Below are 13579 nucleotides of genomic sequence, written 5' to 3'. Positions count from 1 at the left end.
TCCGTCTGGCCAGAAGTCGTGGCAGCCGCCGGACCCCTCGCTCGGGCCATGGTCGCGAACGATCTGAGAGAACTTGCCGTGCCCCTCGACGAAGAGGCCGTGCCAGTCCCGTGCCAGGTCGTACGGGGAACCGCGGGGAACACCGGGGATCAGGGCGATGGACGTCCAAGCCCCGACGCCCCTTCGCCGCAGGTCAGTCCGGCAACCTCCCCTAAACGCCCCCAACTTCCCAAGCTGAGAGCGGGCGGGTCGCTACGCATCGAGCGGCCACATAGCCCGTGTTTCCAAGACGATGAAGGGCACGGCACGCTGCTACCTCCATCAAGGTGAGTGGACGAAACGCGGCCAGGCCGAACTGAAGAGGAGGGCGAGCAAGCGCCGCAAGAAGTGAGGCTGAGGCGCAGGGTGAGTGTCTAACTGCGTGACAACGCCGAGTACGCCGACCTCGGAGCGGACTACTTCCTCCAGCGAACCGGCCGGGCACGCCAGACACGGCGCCTGGTCAGCCAGCTCAACATGCTCGGTTATCAAGTGTCCCTCCAATCAACGGAACCGGCCTGAACTGCGGCGTTGGGGGATTTTCGAATCAGACTCCGCCGACCGCTGAGGCCCCGTCCGGGGCGTGTTCACGGATTCGTATAGCAGGGCATAGCGGGTCAATTGGGATTGTAACGTGACGACCTGGCCCCTCTCCGGTGTCGACATCATCATCCGAACAGAGGCGGGCACGGTGTTGAGGGGCCAATGGCCTGCTCGGCCTGGGGTGGGCCGCTCGGCTGACCGGAGCTAGCAACCCGGCGCTGCTCGACGGAGATAGTGCTACGGCCGTTCAGGAGTAGCTTCGGTGTTGAGTGCTTGTTCGGCCCAGATGGTCTTGCCTTGGTTGGTGTAGCGCACACCCCAGCGCTGCGCGCAGTCGGCCACGAGGAACAAGCCGCGTCCTCCTTCGTCGGTGGCACTCGCCCGGCGGATGTGCGGAGAGGTGCTGCTGCCGTCGGACACCTCGCAGATCAGGATCCGGTCGTAGATCAGCCGCAGCTGCATCGGCTCACGGCCGTACCGGATGGCGTTGGTGACGAGTTCGCTTGCAATCAGCTCCGTGGTGAAGCCAAGGCTCCCCAGGTCCCACTGATCGAGCTGTTGTAGAACGAGGGAGCGAATGCCGGCGACGGAGGCTGGGTCCCCTGGCAGCTCCCAGGTAACCACTCGGTCGCCGCTGAGCGCGCGTGTCCGAACGACCAGGAGCGCCAGATCGTCCTCAGCCGCCAGGAGAGGCGTCATGGTGTCGACGGTGACCCGCCAGGCGTCCTTGATCGACGGGCCGCTTTGACGCATGGCTCTGCTGAGCAGCCCAGCTATGGCATCGTCCGTGCCGCATGCCCGCACCAGACCGCCGGTGTAGAAGAGAAGGGTGCTGCCTTCGGCGAGCTCAAGGTCAAGCGACTCGAAGACAGGCTCGCCCATGCCCAGAGGTCTGTTGCTGGGGAGCTCGGGGACGTGGACAGATCCGTCCGGATCGGCGACCGCGGGCGGGGGGTGTCCAGCGCTCGCCATGACGCACCGGCGCGCGATGGGGTCATACACCGCGTAGAGGTACGTCGCGCCGACCAATCGTTCCACCAACGACAGAGACCACTTGTTGCCCTGGCCTGCGGTAAAGCGCGACACGATGTCGTCCAGCCGAGCAAGCACTTCCTCAGGTGCGAGATCCAGCTCCGCCAGGGCGCGGACTGCGGCGCCGATCAGTCCGATGCACACAGTGGCCTGCATGCCGGAGGCTGGGACATCGGAGACCACAAGAGCGACACGCGCACTGGATAGCGGGATCACGTCAGCCCAGGAGCCGTTCACACCCGTGCCGCCACGCGCGGGTACGTACGAGCGAGTGATCCAAGCCGCGCTGTGGTCAGGTGCATCGGCGGGCTCCATGCGGCTTCTCAGGGCACCCGCTGCGATGTGCTCGCGGTGGTGAAGCCAGTCTTCGACCGCCGTCGCCCGCGAAACGGCAGTCACCAGGATCACCGTCCCCTCGCTGCCAGGTACGACCGATGTCACGGGATAGGCCGCGAGTGTGACGGGCACAGGATGACCCTGCCGATGTGTGAGGACGGCAGTAGGCCCGGGGGTGCCGGCCGCAAAGGCTGACGACAGCTGCTGGGGAGCGTCCCACGGGAATACTGGCCAAAGCTCAGCGACCGGCCGGCCTACGACCTCAGCCGTCTCATAGCCCAACAGACGCTCGGCCGTCGGACTCCACGCGGACACCAGTCCTCGGGCGTCCACCACGAACGCAGCCGGGCCGCCAAAGAAGTCCGAGGTACGGACGGAAGATGCCCCATGCAGGGTGCCCATCTCACCGACCTCGTTGTGCGAGGGAACTCGTAAACGATGACGATACGCCGTCGCCGGGTCCGGCACCTTTCCACCAGCTCCGGAGCCTTTCCACCGGTTCTGTCTGGCGCCACTCAGACAGCGAATCCGAGCGAGGTCGGCGGAGTCCCCATGGGCGAGGCAAGTCAACGAGCGCTGCACATCGCGCTCTCCGCCGGCTATCGGACGCGGCTCAGCCCAGGTAGAAGTCCCTGCGGGCGGCCACGAACGCCTCGATCGACTGGGCGGGGATGCCCGTCACGCGCTTGACGCCGTCGGTCGTGCGGTCGTAACGGTTGTCCCGGTGCAGCTGGGCCATGGTGGCGACGTGCTGTTCGAGGTGCGGCGGCATCCCCAGCTTCGGGAGCTGTGCCTCCCACCTCTCCGGCGGCACGTCCACGTAGGACACCGGTCGTCCCAGCGCCCGCGAGAATTCCGCGGCCAGCTCCGTCATGTTGACCGAGCGCGGCCCGGTCAGCTCGTAGACCTGCCCGATGTGCGGAGCCGGGTCGCGGAGCACGGTGGCAAGGACCCGGGCGACGTCGTCCACGGCGACCGGCGAGGTGCGTCCGGTGCCGAACGGCAGCGCGATCGTGCCGTTCTCCTGAATCGACCGCGCCGCCATCGTGGTGAAGAGCGGAGTGTCCAGGAACGCCGTCGGCCGGATGTGCACCACGGGCAGACCCGACCAGTTGAAGACCTGCTCCGCCAGCCAGTGCAGCCGCTGCTGGTGCGACTCCTCGGTGCTGGTGGCGGTCATCTGCGACACCGTCATCTGCGACAGGTCGACCAGGGCCTCCAGCTTCCCGTACTCCCTCGCAACGGAGGCCACCACGGTCGCCGCCAGCAGGTGGTCCGGCGACACGCGCATCGCGAAGTACATCCGTGCCACGCCTTGCAGCGCGGCCGCTACCGTCTCGGGCCGGGTCAGGTCGCCGATGACGACCTCCGCGCCGAGCGCCCGCAGCTCAACCGCACGCTCGTCCTCGCGACGGACCATGAAACGCACCGGCACATCCTGAGCACGCAAGTGCTCGAAGACCGTACGGCCCACGCCGCCGGCACCGGGGATAAGAACAAGGTTGTTGGCAATCATCAGTCGATCTCCTTCGGAGCAATGGAATATCTGAGTTGAGGTGTGATCAGAGCGTCAGCGGTGCTGTCAGCAAGGCGTTGGCCCCGGCGATGTCACCGCTGATCCGGGTGGCGATTTCACAGGGGTCTCCAGTGCTGTCGGTTGTTCTGCGATTGCCGGGCGGAGGAGGTCACTGGCACCGAAGTCGGCATATGCCTCACCCGTGTGGGCGCACCCCTTCGAGCACCTTGTCGACCATCTGCTCGGACAGCCCCTCCTCCAGCGAGGAGCCCGGCCGCAGCATCGCGCGCGAGGGCATCGGCCCCACGATCAGATCGCCGAGCAGCTCCAGATCGACGTCGCCGCGGATCTCCCCGGTGTCGATGCCGCGCTGCAGCACCTCGAGGACCTGGGTCCGGCGGACCAGGATGACGGTGTCGCGGTAGAGCTGCCACAGCTCGGGCGCGTAGGAACTGCAGCATGACGTTGCGCAGCACGGCGGAGTCCCGCTTGGCCGGCCCGCACCGCCGGACGAACTCGACGAGCAGGGCCAGGTCGTCCCGTACGCTGCGGCCCGGCAGCTCCGGCGTAGGCTCGTCCAGGGTCCTCAAGACGTCCATGAGCAGGGCGTCTTTGCCGGGCCACCGCCGGTAGATTGTGGCCTTGTCGACGCCGGCGCTGCGGGCGATGCCCTCCATGGTGAGCCCGCCTGTCGTGGCGCCCTCCTCGAGCAGCCGCAGCACGGTCTCGATGATGGCGGTGTCGGCGGCGGCACTGCGGGGACGTGCCCGGCAGGCGGTCGCCTCCGGTGTCTCGCGGGGATGGTTCGTGATCACCGTTGGGCTCCCGCGGTCTGGCGCTGGGACTTATCACCGCCGGCGGCCATGGCGGCGTCCTTGCGCGGCAGGAAGAGCAGTACGACGACCGCGCCGACCAGGGCGACGGCCGCCGACCCTATTGCGGTGATGTGCATGGCATGGATGAAGGCGTCGTGAGCGGGCTGCACCAGCACCTTGCCGGCCGGTCCCAGCTTCTCGGCGACGGACAGGGTCGCCTCGACGGATTCACCTGCGGCGTGCCGGTCGGAGGCGGGAAGTACGCCCAGGTGGCCGTCGATGCCGCTGCGGTAGCTGGTGGACAGCAACGCCCCCAGCACGGCGACCCCCAAGGCCCCGCCGACCTGCCGGAAGGTGTTGTTGATCGCGGATCCGGAGCCGGCCTTCTCCCGGGGCAGCGACGACATGATCATGACGGTGGCGGGCGGCATCACATGCGCCATCCCCGTGCCCATCAGGAAGAACAGCACCTCCAGCACCCAGATGGGGGTGTCCTGGCCGAGCAGCAGGAAGCCGGCGAAGGCCACGGCGGTCAGGACGAGGCCGCTGGCGCACACGGCTCGGGCACCGAAGCGGTCGACGACCAGCCGGGCCCGCGGGGCGAAGAACATCTGGGAGGCGGCCAGCGGCAGCACGAGCAGACCGGACTGCAGGACGCTGTAGCCGCGCACGCTCTGGTTGTAGAAGACGCTGAAAAACGTGACGCCCGTGAGGGCGAAGAAGACCAGGCCGATGGCGGCGACGGACGCGGAGAACCGCCGGTTGCGGAACCAGGTGACGTCGAGGGCCGGATGGTCGCTGCTGCGCTGGTAGACGATGAAGACCGCGAGGACCGCCAGGCCGGCCACGATCGGGCCCCAGGACTGGGGCACAGTGAAGTCGCCCTCCTGGCCGCCCTTGATGATGCCGTAGATCAGCGAGACCAGGCCCAGGATCGAGAGCACGACGCCGACCGGGTCGAGCTTGCCGGGCTTGGGGTTCTTCGAGTCGGGGACGATCGCCACCATCGCGACCGCCGCGGCGACCACGATGGGCACGTTGACCAGGAAGACCGAGCCCCACCAGAAGTGCTGCAGCAGGATGCCGCCGGTGATGGGGCCGAGGGCGATGGCGAAACCGACCACACTGGTCCAGATGCCGATGGCCTTGGGCTGCTCCTCGCGCTCGAAGACGTTCATGATGATCGCGAGGGTTGCGGGCAGGATGAAGGCGCCGCCGAAGCCCATCACAGCGCGGAAGGCGATGAGCTGCCCGGGGGAGGCCGACGACGCGGACAGCGCCGATCCCGCGCCGAACACCAGCATGCCGAAGAGCAGCACCTTCTTGCGGCCGAGCCGGTCACCGAGCAGACCCGCGGTGAAGAGCAGTCCGGCGAAGACCAGCGTGTAGGAGTTGATCGCCCACTCCAACTGGCTCTGGGTGGAGCCGAGTCCGGTCGGAGCGGGCTGGGCGATGGTCTTCGTCGCCACGTTGAGGATCGAGTTGTCCAGCACCACCACCAGGAGGCTGGAACAGAGCACGGTCAGGATGGCCCAGCGCCGGCGGTGGACCGCCTCGGAAACGCTTCGTCGCTGGGCAGGCGGCACGGGTGGCGTGGGCCCCGCGGGCGTCGAGGAGTCGGTGGGGGTGGGTGGTGATGCCACAGGGGGTCTCCAGTGCTGTCGGCGGTTCTGCGATTGCGGGGCGGAGGCCGTCGGCCTCAGACGGTGGGAGGCAGCGCAAGGTCCTGCTTGACCTGCCGGGGTGATCTCATCGGCCTCAAATAGATGTCGCTAAGAATCTAAATGGAGGCTAGGATAGATGGCAAGTGACATCCATCCGAGGAGAGTGATTCCGTGGGCCGCGTGTCCCAGGCGCAAGCACAGGAGAACCGGCAGCGCGTCGTAGCCACCGCCTCCCGGATGTTCCGCGAGAAAGGCACCGCGGTCAGCGTCGCCGACCTGATGAAGGCCGTCGGGCTCACCCACGGCGGGTTCTACAAGCAGTTCGCCTCGAAGGAGGACCTGGTCGACGAGGCCATCGCCCACGCCTTCGCCGAGCAGGCGGCACACTCGGTGGTGGCGCTCGAGGAGCACGAGGCCGCCCGCCGGACGCTGATCGAGGACTACCTCTCGGTCTGGCACCGCGATCACGCCGGGGACGGCTGCCCCGTCTCCGGATTCGCCGCTGACCTGGGGCGCGAGCCCGACCAGGCGGCCCGCGCCCGCCACGTCTACATCAACGGGGTACGGAACCGCGCCGCTCGGCTGGCCACCGGCGACGACGACGGCATGGCCCAGCTCTGCACCATGGTCGGTGCCCTCGTCCTCGCCCGCGCCACCCGGGGCAACCCGCTCTCCGAAGAACTGCTGCAGGCCGCGCGCACGGCTCTCACCGAGAGCGGCACCGGGCAGTCCGAACCGCAGCAGCGCACGGACTGACCGGGGGCCGGCCGACGGCGTCGGCCGCCGCCCGGGCCCGGCTGCACGGCCGACCGGGGCCCGCAGGTCGGCTCCAGGCCGGGCCCGGGCAGAAGACCCGCCTTGACCACCTCGGCGTGGAGGTCGAGTCCACCGAGCAGGTCAACGCAGCCACCGACCGGTTGAAGAGCGCCGGACTGGCCACCTTCGAGGAGAACGACACCTCCTGCTGCTACGCCCTCCAGGACAAGGTCTGGGTGCACGGACCCGGCCAGGAGCCCTGGGAGGTCTACCTCGTGAAGGCCGACGCCGACACCCTCGGCAAGAGCGCCGCCCCTGACGTCACCGGCGACGGCTGCTGCACCAGCCAGGCCACCGAGGCGACAGCCGCGACAGGGCGGTCAGCGAACAGCCAAGGGGGTATCCGCAGACGCCGCCAGCAGGTGGGCCAGCGCCGCACCGACCGCCGCCTCCCACCGCGGGCTCCACACCTCGGGCGGCTCGACCGGCGGCGTGCCCTGCCGTTCCCCCGCGAGCGCCCCCCAACCGATCATCCGTAGGTAGTCAGCACGGCGCCGCATCCCGCACATACGAATACGGCCATACATCCTCCCCCACACTCGGACACGCGCGTCATCCCGGGTCAGCAATCAACGGGCAACAGATTTTCCCGCGCCACCGCGATGAACTCGCCCTGGACCAGGGGAAGACCGAAGAGGCACCAGACCGGCGCGACGATCTGGAAGCCGCAAACCGTCCGACCGCGGGTGGAAGAATCGGGAGTGCCGCTCTCCTCATCGGCTGAACCAGTCGAAGCCGAAACCTGGATGACTGGGCCGTCATGACACAGCCCTCGCCGCAACCCAAGACACCACCGGGTGAAACGGCCCGGAAATCCGGGAGCTCGTGACCATGCCCTACGAGTCGCCGCCGGTGTCCCTGGGGCCGCGGGCGGCTATGACCGCTGTCCCGGCGGCGAAGGTGAGGCCGGCGCACAACCACGCACCCGGGTCGTGCGCAGGCCGGGCCGGCCACATCCACGGGGTCCGCCAGTCCTCCAGGAGCGCGAACTCGGCCACCACGGTGTAGGCCAGCGGGCCGGCCCAGGCGAGCGCGCCGCCGAGCACCGCGGCCGTGAGCAGCCCGACACCCACCAGCCCGGCGACATCGCGCAGCGTCTCGGGCCCGCCGCCCGGCAACCGCGCGTCCACGGCGCCGAGCACCAGGGCGCCGACTGCGGCTCCACTCAGCAGCAGGGCAGCGCCGAGGCGCAGCAGCGGCACCAGGTGGCCGGTGGTCCGCTCGCTCTCGCCGAACGGATTCCGGGCGGCGACGGCCACGACGGAGGCGGCCCCGCATTCGATCAACAGCAGCATCTGCTGGGCGGCGGCGCCGTCGCCCTGAATCCAGTGCAATTGCAGGGCGATCCGCAGCAGCGCCGCGCAGCCGGCCAGTACCACTAGCGCACCTGGAGCTTGACGGCTCATCAGATGGAGTCGGAGCAGCCGGGGTCCGGCCTGCCGTGGGCCGGCCAGGTCCAGCGTGGGGATCGTACTGGTCACGGCAACTGCTCCAGAGTGATGTGGCCAACCCGCAGTTCGGCGAGGTGAGTGGTCAACCAGGCATGCCGGTCGGCCGCGGGAAGTGCGGCGAAGCGGCCGCCTGCGGCGTAGGCCGGGGTTCCGGGCTGCGGTAGGGCAATCAGCGTCCCGTCGATCCGGGCGAAGACCGCCATGCTGTCCAGCGGTACCCCGACCGCCCGCAGCAGCCCCTCCAAGACCGCCTGCTGTGCCTGGTCCGCGTGGCCGATGAGACTGTCGACGACCGCCCCGGCGACCGGGGGCAGCACCTCCGCGGTGACCCGGGAGACGCTGGACCACATCTGCTGAGAGGTGCAGCAGCGTCCGCGGGACGCTTGCCCGGACGGGCTGGATCCGATCCACATCGCGCCTTCATAGCCGATGTTGAGGGCCAGATGGACCACCGGCGGCTCGCCGCTGACGGTCGCCCCGGCGAGCGCCGCGCGCTGGCCGGACAAGGCGACCTGGTCGACACGCACGGGCGCGCCCGGCAATCCGGCCAGCTCGCGCAGCAGCGGATCCAGGGCCGTGGTCAGGGTCGGCAGATATGCCTTGTAGACGGGATTCAGGCAGACCTGGATCGCGGAACCGCCGCACACCGGCGTGTAGGCGATGGGCCGGTCGTCGGCCGCGTCGTGCAGGGCGGGTACGACCACGCCGTTCGCCTCCACCCGGGCGGTCCCGATCAGGGCGATTCCGGTCCCGGACGAGGCCAGGCCGACGGCGACGACGGCCGCCGCCAGGCGACGCAGCCCGGGTCCGCCGCAGACGGCCTGCATCCCCAACACGCCGAGTGCCGCGACGGCCAGGCCGCCGAGGAACAGCAGCTGTGTGAGGGAGAGGTCGGGCAGGTACGGATAGAAGACCCCCGCGTCGCTCTTGGGCGGGGCCAGCGAGTACGCGGGGGAGGTCATGGGAGAGAGCAGGTTGTACCGTCCGCCGCTCCGCAGGCTCTGCCGAAGGACGAGGGCGGTCACGATCGCGGCCAGCGGTGCGGTGAATCGGCTGGGGACGAGGACCCCGACGGCGAAGCCCAGGGCACTGAACGCCGCCAGCGCCACGGCGCCGACCACGACCGGCCACCACAGCGGGCTGCCTGCGGCCCCCTGCCAGGCGATCATCCCGTACAGGAAGCCCGCGCAGGCCAGATAGGTCCCCAGCGCCCAGCCGGCGGTGGCGGCCCAGGTGGTCAACCGGCCCGCCCATCGCGGCAGCGGGGTGACGTCCACCTGCTCCCCGATGCCGCGCCTGTGGTCGCGTCCCCCAATCCAGGCGGCCGCGCCCACCACGAACGGGGCGAAGTCGTCCACGGCCATTCCCTGACGCAGGATCAGGGTGCGTGAACTCCAGAGCGCTGGAAGGGCCATGCTGCTGCGGTAGGTGTCGAGCCAGAAGGCCACCAGGGCCAGCGGCACCATCCACATCATTGTGCTGCGGCGCAGTTCCAGCCGCAGCAACCGGCCCGCCGAGAGCCTGATCACCCTCGGGATCCTCGGGATCCTGGGGCTCGGCCCCGGCAGCGTGACGGCGCTCATGCCCGCGCCGCCGCGAGGACCGCGCTGTAACCGCGCTCCAGCGGCGGTGCGTCGCCGGTGCCGTGGCCCACACCGCGGGCGGTGAGCTCGTCGGGGGTGCCCTGGAAGGCGATCCTGCCCTGGTGCATCAGCGCGACCTCGGCGCAGGCAGCGCCGATGTCCTCGACCAGGTGCGTGCTGACCACGACAGTGGAGCGCTGCCCCAACTCCCGGACAAGGGACCGGAACTCGACGCGCTGCTCGGGATCGAGCCCGGCCGTCGGCTCGTCGAAGAGGAGAAGTTCGGGCTCATTGACGATCGCCTGTGCGATCCCGACCCGGCGCAGCATCCCGCCGGACAGGGTGCGCAGCTTCGCCTTGGCCTTCTCGCCCAGGCCGACCCGCTCCACGGCGGCGGCCACCGCCCCGGGCACCTGGCGCGGCGGCATTTCCTTGAGCAGTGCGAAGTATTCGACGAACTCCACCACGGTGAACCCGGGGTAGTAGCCCAGGTTCTGCGGCAGATAGCCGAGCCTGTGCCGGATCTCCCGGCGCGGTCCGTGCTCGGACGGATCCCGCTCCAGCAGGCGCATGCTGCCGGAGCTCGGCTGGATGACCGTGGCCAGCATCCGCAGCAGCGAGGTCTTGCCGGCGCCGTTGGGGCCGAGCAGGCCGAACACGCCGGTCCCAGTGCTCAGGTCCACGCCGTCCACCGCCCGAGTGCGGCCGAACCGCCTGGTCAGGTCAGTGATCTCGATGTTCACCGGGTTCCCTTCGTGGTCCTGGTGGTGTGCAGCACGACGGCGACGCAGCAGGCGGCGACCGCCAGATAGGGAAGGACGAGGGCGGATCGGGTGACGGCAGCGGCGAACTGCCCGGTGGCGGACTGGCCCCCGACCACGGTGATGGTCCATACGGCGAGGGCGGCACCGACTCCGCTGTTCGCCGACTCGGCCACGGTGGCGACGGCCAGAGCGAGCGCCGACACGGCAGCCATCGGCACCAGCCAGCCGAAGGCGATGCCCGCAGCGGTGGGCGACACCGCCGAGGCGGCCAGGGCCAGCAGGGCGTTGACCGCGAAGACCGCGAGAACCCGGGCCAGCAGCACCATCCGGTCGCCGACCGCCATGGTGCGCGACAGCTCCCAGGCCGGGTCCAGTCCGGGTCCGTAGGAGTAGGCGACTGCGGCCCCGGCCAGCCCCGGGGCGGCCAACGCCACCACCGGCTGTCCGGTTCCGGCGGTTGCCACGGCCCCGACGGCGAACACCACGACCGTGGCGATCAGCCACGGCAGCAGCAGCGACGGCGTGGTCAGCAGCGCCCGGGCCAGGCCGGGCGAGCACAACAGACGCGCGGCCAGGCGCTCGATCCACCCCGGTTCGCGACGCCACACCCGGGCGGCTACGCCCAGCCACACACGGTCCAGGTCAACGCCGTCCAGACCCGCGCCGTCCGGGGCCACGCCGTCCGCGTCACGCGGCACTTCCATCACAGTCCCTCCTCCTGCGCCGCACGCCCGACCAGCGCCGTCCTCATCAACCGCCGCACCCGGTGGGCCCGGCTCTTGACGGTGCCCTGGGGCACACCCATCAGCTGCGCCACCTGCGCGACCGGCTGATCCTCCACGTACAGCAGCCGCCAGACCTCCCGCTCTGGGCTGCCCTCCGGGCCGAGCACTGCCAGGGCGGCGGCCAGGTCGGTCCGCGCCATCACGGCCTCCATCGGGTCCCGCGCGGCGGCCCGTCCCGCGGCCGCGAGAGCGCCGTCGAAAGTGGTGTCGTCGAGAGCGGCGGTGTCGACCGGGCTCGCGTCAGAGCCATGGCGGCGCAGCCATCCAGCGGCCTGCCGACGGGCTATCACCCAAAGCCAGCCGCCCGCCGATCCCTGCGGACGGTAGTCCCGCGCACTGCGCCAGACCGCCAGGAATGTCTCCTGCAGCACGTCCTCGACATCCTGGACCGGAAGCGCCGTGCGCAACCGGACCGACAGCCACGGCGCATGCCGGCCGAACAGCTCGCGGAGCGCACCCTCGTCGCCGCCGGCCAGGCGGGCGATCAGCTCGTCGTCGTCCATCACTCCCTCTATTGCTGCGTACCGGGGTCAGGTTCACCAGATCCCGGGACTTCCCAACAGCGCTACCCTCCTACGCGGCCCTTTGCAGGTCCAAAGAGTGCGGAAGAGGCGGTCGTCAAGCCGAATCCCTCGTACGCCGACTCCGTGAAGGTGCCGTCCGCTAGGGGCCGCCTGGCACGGGCCTGGCTGGCCACGCACTGCTCCAAGACCGCGATCACCCAGCTGATGCGGATCGGCTGGCGCACGGTCGGCGCTATCTGCACCCGGGTGTGGGCGGATGTCGAGGAGCGCGTGGACCTGCTGGCCGGACTGCGTCGGATCGGGATTGACGAAATCTTCTACAAGCGCCACCACAAGTACCTCACCGTCGTGGTCGACCACGACACCGGGCGCCTGGTCTGGGCGGCGGCACCCGGCCGGGACGCGGTCACCGTGCGCTCCTTCTTCGACCTGCTCGGCACCGAGCGCTCGGCGAAGATCACACATGTGACCGCGGACGCCGCCGAGTGGATCTCCACCGTGGTCGCGGAGCGCTGCCCGAACGCGGTGCGGGTGATGGACCCGTTCCACGTCGTGCAGTGGGCCACCGAGGCCCTGGACCAGGTCCGCCGGACCGTGTGGAACGCCGAACGGGGTGGCAAGGGCCGCTCCACCCCGGGCTCGAAGTCGTTGAAGAGGGCCCGCTGGGCATTGTGGAAGAATCCCGAGGTCCTCACCGTCGGCCAGCAGTCCCAACTCGCCTTCATTGCCAAGGCGCATCCGGTTCTGCACCGTGCCTATCTGCTCAAGGAGGGTCTGCGGGTCGCTCTCAAGCAGGGCGCGAACATCGTCGAAGCCCTCTGGGACTGGGTTCTGTGGGCCAGGCGCTGCCGCCTGGATCCCTTCGTGAAGCTGCAACGCGCCATCGTCCGGCACTGGAACGCCATCACCGCCGCTGCCGAGCACGGCTTGAGCAACGGTCGCGTGGAGAGCATGAACACCAAGATCCGTGGTCATCTCCGACGCCCACATGGGCCTGGTCAACGCGATCGGCGCCACCCTGCCCGGCGCCTCGTGGCAGCGCTGCCGCACCCACTACGCCCGCGCGCTGCCGAGCCAGCTGCCCAAGTCGGCCCAGCCTTGGGTGGCCACCCTGCTCAGGACGGTCTTCGAGCAGCCCGACATCGACGCCGTCCAGGCCCAGATCCGGCACGTCCTGGACGCCCTGGAGGCCAAGTTCCCCAAGACGGCAGCCCACTTGGATACCGCCCGGTACGACGTGCTGGCGTTCACGGCGTTCCCACGCGAGATCTGGCGGCAGATCTGGTCGAACAATCCAGGAACGGCTGAACAAGGAGATCCGCCGCCGCACCGACGTGGTCGGCATCTTCCCCGACCGCACCGCCGTGATCCGGCTGGTCGGCGCGGTGCTGGCCGAGCAGAGCGACGAATGGACCGAGGCCCGCCGCTACATGGGCCGCGAACTCCTCGCCAAGGCCCGCCTCCACCCGATCGAGTCAGAAACCGACGAGACCGTTCTCCCGACCGAACTCACCGCATAGCCTCAAATACGAGATCACCGAGTGGCCGTCGATACACCGCTTCCGCGGACGTGACCCATGCGCCGCTCCTGCGCGCCGAGGGGTGAGCCTGCGCCCGCGGCCAGGTCTCGGTGCCCTTCACTTACCAAACATGGCTCAGCGACGCTGGGCGCCTTCATGATCGTAGCCCTCTGGCGAGAGGCAGTTCCAGC

At 69.6% G+C, this 13579-nt stretch carries 10 protein-coding genes and 3 pseudogenes; 4 read left to right on the top strand and 9 right to left on the bottom strand.

The genetic code is table 11. The features are described 5' to 3' along the window. Nucleotides 1-819: 819 nt before the first annotated feature. The 4 genes from ACFYXB_RS34315 to ACFYXB_RS34300 all read right to left on the bottom strand — a co-directional run bounded on the left by ACFYXB_RS34315 (nt 820) and on the right by ACFYXB_RS34300 (nt 5867). Nucleotides 820-2352 carry a SpoIIE family protein phosphatase gene (locus ACFYXB_RS34315; RefSeq protein ID WP_389588974.1) on the bottom strand — a complete coding sequence of 511 codons (1533 nt, stop codon included), beginning with the start codon at nt 2350-2352 and terminating at the stop codon, nt 820-822. A 211-nt stretch (nt 2353-2563) separates the two neighbouring features. Further along, nucleotides 2564-3466 (bottom strand): NmrA family NAD(P)-binding protein, encoded by a 903-nt coding sequence (locus ACFYXB_RS34310; protein WP_389588973.1) that lies wholly within the window; start codon nt 3464-3466, stop codon nt 2564-2566. Nucleotides 3467-3662: 196 nt separating this feature from the next. Further along, complete coding sequence (locus tag ACFYXB_RS34305) at nt 3663-3872, bottom strand: TetR-like C-terminal domain-containing protein (protein WP_389589026.1); 210 nt, start codon at nt 3870-3872, stop codon at nt 3663-3665. Between the two features lie 405 nt (nt 3873-4277). Then, complete coding sequence (locus tag ACFYXB_RS34300) at nt 4278-5867, bottom strand: MFS transporter (RefSeq protein WP_389589025.1); 1590 nt, start codon at nt 5865-5867, stop codon at nt 4278-4280. A gap of 249 nt (nt 5868-6116) precedes the next feature. Between ACFYXB_RS34300 and ACFYXB_RS34295 the strand changes: the two genes are divergently transcribed. Both ACFYXB_RS34295 and ACFYXB_RS34290 read left to right on the top strand, forming a co-directional pair. Further along, nucleotides 6117-6701, top strand: coding sequence for a TetR family transcriptional regulator (locus ACFYXB_RS34295; RefSeq protein WP_351365675.1), 585 nt, complete (start codon nt 6117-6119; stop codon nt 6699-6701). Next, a pseudogene (locus ACFYXB_RS34290) lies at nt 6698-7078 on the top strand (ArsI/CadI family heavy metal resistance metalloenzyme); the annotation flags it as partial. The gene ACFYXB_RS34295 and the pseudogene ACFYXB_RS34290, both read left to right, overlap by 4 nt. A 519-nt stretch (nt 7079-7597) precedes the next feature. Here the strand turns inward: ACFYXB_RS34290 and ACFYXB_RS34285 are convergent. Genes ACFYXB_RS34285 through ACFYXB_RS34265 form a run of 5 tightly spaced genes read right to left on the bottom strand, consistent with a single transcriptional unit; the run spans nt 7598 to nt 11847 of the window. Beyond that, entirely contained in the window at nt 7598-8242 is a 645-nt protein-coding gene (locus ACFYXB_RS34285) for a hypothetical protein (protein ID WP_389588972.1), read from the bottom strand. After that, nucleotides 8239-9741 carry a hypothetical protein gene (locus ACFYXB_RS34280; RefSeq protein WP_389588971.1) on the bottom strand — a complete coding sequence of 501 codons (1503 nt, stop codon included), beginning with the start codon at nt 9739-9741 and terminating at the stop codon, nt 8239-8241. Before ACFYXB_RS34280 ends, ACFYXB_RS34285 begins: the two co-directional genes overlap by 4 nt. A 50-nt stretch (nt 9742-9791) precedes the next feature. Continuing rightward, nucleotides 9792-10538 (bottom strand): ABC transporter ATP-binding protein, encoded by a 747-nt coding sequence (locus tag ACFYXB_RS34275; protein WP_389588970.1) that lies wholly within the window; start codon nt 10536-10538, stop codon nt 9792-9794. Next, the gene (locus tag ACFYXB_RS34270; RefSeq protein ID WP_389588969.1) at nt 10535-11263 is read right to left on the bottom strand and encodes a hypothetical protein; all 729 of its coding nucleotides are present in this window, start codon (nt 11261-11263) and stop codon (nt 10535-10537) included. Before ACFYXB_RS34270 ends, ACFYXB_RS34275 begins: the two co-directional genes overlap by 4 nt. Beyond that, complete coding sequence (locus ACFYXB_RS34265) at nt 11263-11847, bottom strand: RNA polymerase sigma factor (RefSeq protein ID WP_389588968.1); 585 nt, start codon at nt 11845-11847, stop codon at nt 11263-11265. The genes ACFYXB_RS34270 and ACFYXB_RS34265 overlap by 1 nt, the downstream gene beginning before the upstream one ends. 180 nt (nt 11848-12027) lie before the next feature. On the opposite strand from ACFYXB_RS34265, the pseudogene ACFYXB_RS34260 reads away from it, so the two are divergent. Both ACFYXB_RS34260 and ACFYXB_RS34255 read left to right on the top strand, forming a co-directional pair. Beyond that, nucleotides 12028-12837, top strand: a pseudogene (locus tag ACFYXB_RS34260) (ISL3 family transposase); the annotation flags it as partial. Beyond that, nucleotides 12833-13388: pseudogene (locus ACFYXB_RS34255) on the top strand (transposase); the annotation flags it as partial. The pseudogenes ACFYXB_RS34260 and ACFYXB_RS34255, both read left to right, overlap by 5 nt. Between the last annotated feature and the right edge of the window lie 191 nt (nt 13389-13579).

Origin of the sequence: Streptomyces sp. NPDC002619, assembly GCF_042889305.1 — a bacterium.
In the GTDB taxonomy this organism is placed as follows: Bacteria; Actinomycetota; Actinomycetes; order Streptomycetales; family Streptomycetaceae; genus Streptomyces.
Note: the sequence above shows the minus strand (reverse complement) of the source record. Positions and strands in the feature narration are given on the sequence as shown.

What these genes read in the sequence shown, in the direction of transcription:
- ACFYXB_RS34270 (WP_389588969.1), bottom strand. Translation starts at nt 11,263, where the DNA reads ATGGAAGTGCCGCGTGACGCGGACGGCGTGGCCCCGGACGGCGCGGGT.
- ACFYXB_RS34265 (WP_389588968.1), bottom strand. Translation starts at nt 11,847, where the DNA reads ATGGACGACGACGAGCTGATCGCCCGCCTGGCCGGCGGCGACGAGGGT.
- ACFYXB_RS34310 (WP_389588973.1), bottom strand. Translation starts at nt 3,466, where the DNA reads ATGATTGCCAACAACCTTGTTCTTATCCCCGGTGCCGGCGGCGTGGGC.
- ACFYXB_RS34315 (WP_389588974.1), bottom strand. Translation starts at nt 2,352, where the DNA reads ATGGGCACCCTGCATGGGGCATCTTCCGTCCGTACCTCGGACTTCTTT.